Source organism: uncultured Planktosalinus sp. (assembly GCF_963973675.1).
In the GTDB taxonomy this organism is placed as follows: Bacteria; Bacteroidota; Bacteroidia; order Flavobacteriales; family Flavobacteriaceae; genus Planktosalinus.
The window spans coordinates 1-4893 of the sequence record NZ_CAXBAN010000197.1; the positions used below are offsets into that span (position 1 = coordinate 1).

General features: G+C 31.1%; 3 protein-coding genes and 1 pseudogene. 1 reads left to right on the forward strand and 3 read right to left on the reverse strand.

The features are described from left to right. Both AACY61_RS08665 and AACY61_RS08670 read right to left on the reverse strand, forming a co-directional pair. Positions 1 to 265: hypothetical protein (locus tag AACY61_RS08665; RefSeq protein WP_339611180.1), on the reverse strand; the 265-nt coding region annotated here is incomplete at its 3' end. A 34-nt stretch (positions 266 to 299) separates the two neighbouring features. Continuing rightward, positions 300 to 2843, reverse strand: coding sequence for a UvrD-helicase domain-containing protein (locus AACY61_RS08670; protein WP_339611181.1), 2544 nt, complete (start codon positions 2841 to 2843; stop codon positions 300 to 302). 168 nt (positions 2844 to 3011) lie between these two features. Here AACY61_RS08670 and AACY61_RS08675 point away from each other — a divergent pair, with 168 nt between their 5' ends. Further along, a complete protein-coding gene (locus AACY61_RS08675; protein WP_339611182.1) occupies positions 3012 to 3620 on the forward strand; it encodes a superoxide dismutase in 609 nt (202 codons plus the stop codon). Positions 3621 to 4055: 435 nt separating this feature from the next. On the opposite strand, the pseudogene AACY61_RS08680 reads toward AACY61_RS08675, so the two are convergent. Next, a pseudogene (locus AACY61_RS08680) lies at positions 4056 to 4893 on the reverse strand (amidophosphoribosyltransferase); the annotation flags it as partial.

Sequence of the window (4893 nt, forward strand, 5' to 3'; positions counted from 1 at the left end):
GAGATTGTTTTTCAGAGATTAGTCCTTCGTTTAAGTGCTGTTTCAAACTTCCTGTTATGTCATCGCGTATTATTATTTGAGAGAGAATTTTGTGTATTAATTCACCTTTATCAATGGCTTTTTCTTTTTCGGTGTCCCATAGTAAAGCGTTGCGAGTTGAAATATGTATAATTTCAGAAAAAGGAATTGTAACAGGAAATTCATTTGCAACTTCCGAGTTAATGTTTTTTAGATTACTATCTGGTCTAAAGGGCTTTGTTTGCAAACCAAACTCATAAACAGATTGATTTTCACTCCAGTTATTGGATGATTTTAAATACTTGTAAAAAAAAAGAAGAAGTGAAATTTTCTTTTTCTTTTGTGTTTGAGTTTGTCAATACATAAAGATGCTCAACGGCACGCGTCATGGCCACATAAACTATGTTGATTTTATCAAGTTCTGCTTTTATTTTATGATTTTCAAAAGCATTTTTTCCTTCAGAGCCATAAGTTTCCAATTCTTTTTTTACCGGCAGTAACATTTCTGAAAACCCAGAAAAACGATTACTTTCTAATGGATACCAGACAGTGTCGTTTTTAAATGAATACAGATCATCATCTGCAAAAGGATAAATCACAACCGGGAATTCGAGGCCTTTTGATTTGTGTACGGTCATAATTGAAACCGCATCCAGTTGATCTGAAATTTCAATGCTTTTTTCAATTCCTTTTGTTTTCCAATACTCTAAAAACTCTATGATTGTTGTGCTTTCGTTACCTGAAAACTCATACACTAATTCCAAAAACGACTGGATGTATGCGATTCCTGTTTTTGAAAGTGAAAAATTTCTACATATTATTTCGCATAACTCATACAGGGGCGTTGTTGTGGAGAAAGAAAAATCAAAAATAATTCCGAAAGAAGCCAGCGCTTTTTCCAATTCACTTTTTTGCAAGGAAATAAGATTTTCAATAAAATCGTGTTTTTCAGTTGGTTGTTTCAAGTGTGAATGTAAAAAATAGAAAGCATCTGCCCTAGCTTTTTTATCATTAAAATCATTTATGATTTTTAAAATGTTTAAAATAAATAATACTTCTGGTGAATTATTTATTAAAAGTGCTTCTGAAGAAATAACATCAATGTTATTTTTAGATAAATATTCAGCAAGAACAACCCCTTGAGAGTTTTTTCTAACCAAAATACAAATTTCACTTTTGGTGTAATTTTCTTTGAGTAGTTTTTTTATGATATTTAGAACTTCTTTAGGATAAATCTCAAAGCTTTTTTCTTTGTTTGTGGCATCCAGAAATGAAACTGAGACAAAACCTCCTTTCTTAGAATTTGACTTTTGTTTGTTGCCCTGAATATAGAGGTCTTTATGACTTGTTAATTGGAAAAATTGGGAAACAAAAGAAAAAAAACTATTGTTGAAGTTTATTATCTTGTCATAACTTCGATAGTTTCTTTCCAGCTGTTCTAAATTTTTAATGGTAGACGGGAAAGGATTGGTGTTTTTATTTAAATCAATGAATTGTTCAGGATCGCCTCCTCTCCATCGGTAAATTGATTGTTTAGCATCACCAACCAGTAATAAAGTTCCTGAATCTTCATTTTTATTTTGATGTGCCAATGCATTTTCAATCAATGGAATGAGATTGCTCCATTGTAAATGAGAAGTGTCTTGAAATTCATCTATAAAATAGTGTTTGTATTTTTCCCCCAAGCGCTCGTAAATAAAAGGTGCGGGTTGATCTTTAATTTCATTATAAACTCTCTTGTTGAACTCAGAAATGGGAAGTACATTTTTTTCTTTTTGCAGAGTTAAAAATTCTTTATAGATAGAATTAATAAGAGATAAAGAACTCACACTTTTCAATAAAGAATTAAGAAAACCCAACTCAAAAATTAGATTTTTTGAGGTTTCAAAAAACGATATTAATTGATGCTCAATAGCATCTATTGCTGATGCTGTTTCAGTTGAAACTCTCTTAGGATATAGAGCTTTAGCACCTAAATTGTTTTGCCATGCTAAATTGAAATTTATTTTATAATACTGCTTGGTTTTTATATTCTCAAAATACTTTGGCAAACTACTTCCTGAAAAATCATTTGTTTCAAGATCATTTTTTTCAAGTAAATTAAAAAAATTTTCAGCAATTGAATCAAGCTTTTCTTGAACATTTTTAATTTGTTTGAATAAATTTGATTTTAGGCTTTGAAAATCCTCAAGTGTTTTGTTTTTGAGTTTTTCCAAGTGAATCAAATCGTTTTCCTTGTAAAGGATATTGCTCACTTTTTTGAGGTCTGTTGTAACATCCCAGCTTTTATCCTCTTCAACCTTTTCAAAACTAAATTCAAGAATAACTTTTGTAAGCAGTGGATCAATTCCAACTTTTGAGATTACTTGATCAATTGCTTCGTTTACTAATAAATCAACATCGAGTTCAATTTCAAAGTTTGATGTAAGTTTTAAATCCTTAGCAAAAGTGCGAATAATGCGGTGGTTGAATCTGTCGATGGTTTCAACGTCAAACAAGCTAAAATTGTGCAGAATAAAGTTAACAGCATTTTTAGCCCTTTTTTGAACTTCAGAATCTGAAAGTCTGGTTTCAACACAAATTAACTCAAACATTTGAAGATGACTTTCTGGAATTGAATTTTTTGAAAAAGCAAAGAGCCCATCTATAATCCGCTCTTTCATTTCACCCACCGCCTTATTCGTAAAAGTAATTGCTAAGAGGTGTTTAAAGTAGTCTGGTTTATTTGATTCAATAATTTTTGAAAGGTACGACTTGACCAAAGTAAAAGTTTTTCCTGAACCAGCTGAGGAGTTGTAAATAGAAAATGAAACTTGGTTTTGCATTGTTATTTTTTTACTAAGATAAGTACATAAGATGAGAAACCCTTTTTGTAAAATAAAAGTATAGTAAAAACTTATACTGCAATGCGTTCTTTATGGAATCTATAACATAATATTATTGTTATAATTTGTAAATTTGAGAATTAGTATTAACCACAAAAAATAATTATTATGTCATTTGAATTACCAAAACTTAAATATGCACATGATGCACTGGAACCACATATTGATGCAAAAACAATGGAAATCCATCACGGCAAACACCACGCCGGATACACTACAAAATTGAATGATGCTATCAAAGGAACTGATTTGGAGGGTAAAACCATTGAAAATATATTAATTAATTTGGATATGAAAAACAGTGCTGTTAGAAATAATGGAGGTGGGTTTTTTAATCACCGTTTATTTTGGGAGATAATGTCTCCAGACGGTGGAGGAAAGCCAACTGGTGAACTTGCAGCTGCTATCGATAAAGAGTTTGGAAGTTTTGAAGCCTTTAAAGATGCTTTTTCAACTGCCGCTGCAACTCAATTTGGGTCTGGATGGGCTTGGCTTTGTGTTCAGGATGGAGGTAAAGTAGAAATTTGCTCAACTCCAAACCAAGACAACCCAATCATGCCTGGTGTGGGTTGTGGAGGAACTCCTATTTTGGGATTAGATGTTTGGGAGCATGCTTATTATTTGAATTACCAAAACAGAAGACCTGACTATATAAATGCCTTTTTTAATGTTATTGATTGGGAAGAGGCGGGCTCAAGGTATGCCAAAAACAAATAATATTTATTAAATATATTTAATAAAAAAAGGGAAACAGATGTTTCCCTTTTTTTGCCCCAAATTTACCATAAACTTAACCTACTTATGCTATGGTGATACCAAAAGTATATTAAATTATATTTAATTTATAAGTTTTTAGATAAAATACACTTTACGACGATTAAGATCCAAAAAATGTGATAATTTGTAAGTTTTTTGATTATTCGTGAGATGTGGTTTGTAGTTAGAATCCAATAAAAAAAGGTAAACGAGAGTTTACCTTTTTTTGCCCCAAATCTACCATGAACTTAACCTACTTATGCTATGGTATAGTCAAATATATTTCAAATATTTAAATTATAATCTTACAAAATCAGCTTTTAGATTAAAAACTAATAATATCGATTAACTGTATTAAAGAATAAGAATAATGTAAGAATAAATGGTGTTGGTTTATTAATAAGCTCTTTCTTTGTTCCCTTCAAAAAAGTTTATAAAAGCTTTATTAACAACCCTATTCCCTCCTGGGGTTGGATAATCCCCGGTAAAATACCAATCACCTAAATTTTTAGGACAGGCTTTGTGTAGGTTTTCAACTGTTTGAAATATTAACCTAACCTCTGCTTTAATAGAATCATTGCTTATAAGTTGTGCAATTTTATCTGAAATTTCCTGATTGGAGAATGGACTGTATATTTCTTTCACAAAATTTAGAACCTCATCATCATTTAAATTCTCCTGAAGTTTACATTTTTCATATACTTCTTTTATAATATTTTCATTTCCAGATTCTTTAAGCAATTCAAGAGCTGCTTCAAATGCAATTAAGTTTTCAAGTCGAGCCATATCAATTCCGTAACAATCAGGGTATCTTATTTGTGGAGCACTCGATACAACCACAATTTGTTTTGGATTCAATCGATCAAGTATTTTCAATATACTCTTTTTCAAAGTGGTTCCTCTTACAATGCTGTCGTCTATTATTACCAGATTGTCTTCTGGTTTGATCACCCCATAGGTCACATCATATACGTGAGCAACCAAATCATCTCTACTGCTGTCTTCGGTTATAAAGGTTCTTAATTTGACATCTTTTACGGCAATTTTTTCAGTACGTAATTTATAGGACTGAATTTTTTGGAGTTTTTCTTGAGTTAAGGTTCCTTGTTCTTTTAAGATAGCTTCGTTTTTCTGCTTATTTAATTCATCCTGTGCAGCTTCAACCAGTCCATAAAAAGAAGTTTCAGCTGTATTAGGAATATAGGAAAACACTGTCTTTTGAGTATCATAATTA

Coding starts and splice junctions, on each gene's coding strand:
- AACY61_RS08670 (WP_339611181.1), bottom strand. CDS start 2,843: ATGCAAAACCAAGTTTCATTTTCTATTTACAACTCCTCAGCTGGTTCA.
- AACY61_RS08675 (WP_339611182.1), top strand. CDS start 3,012: ATGTCATTTGAATTACCAAAACTTAAATATGCACATGATGCACTGGAA.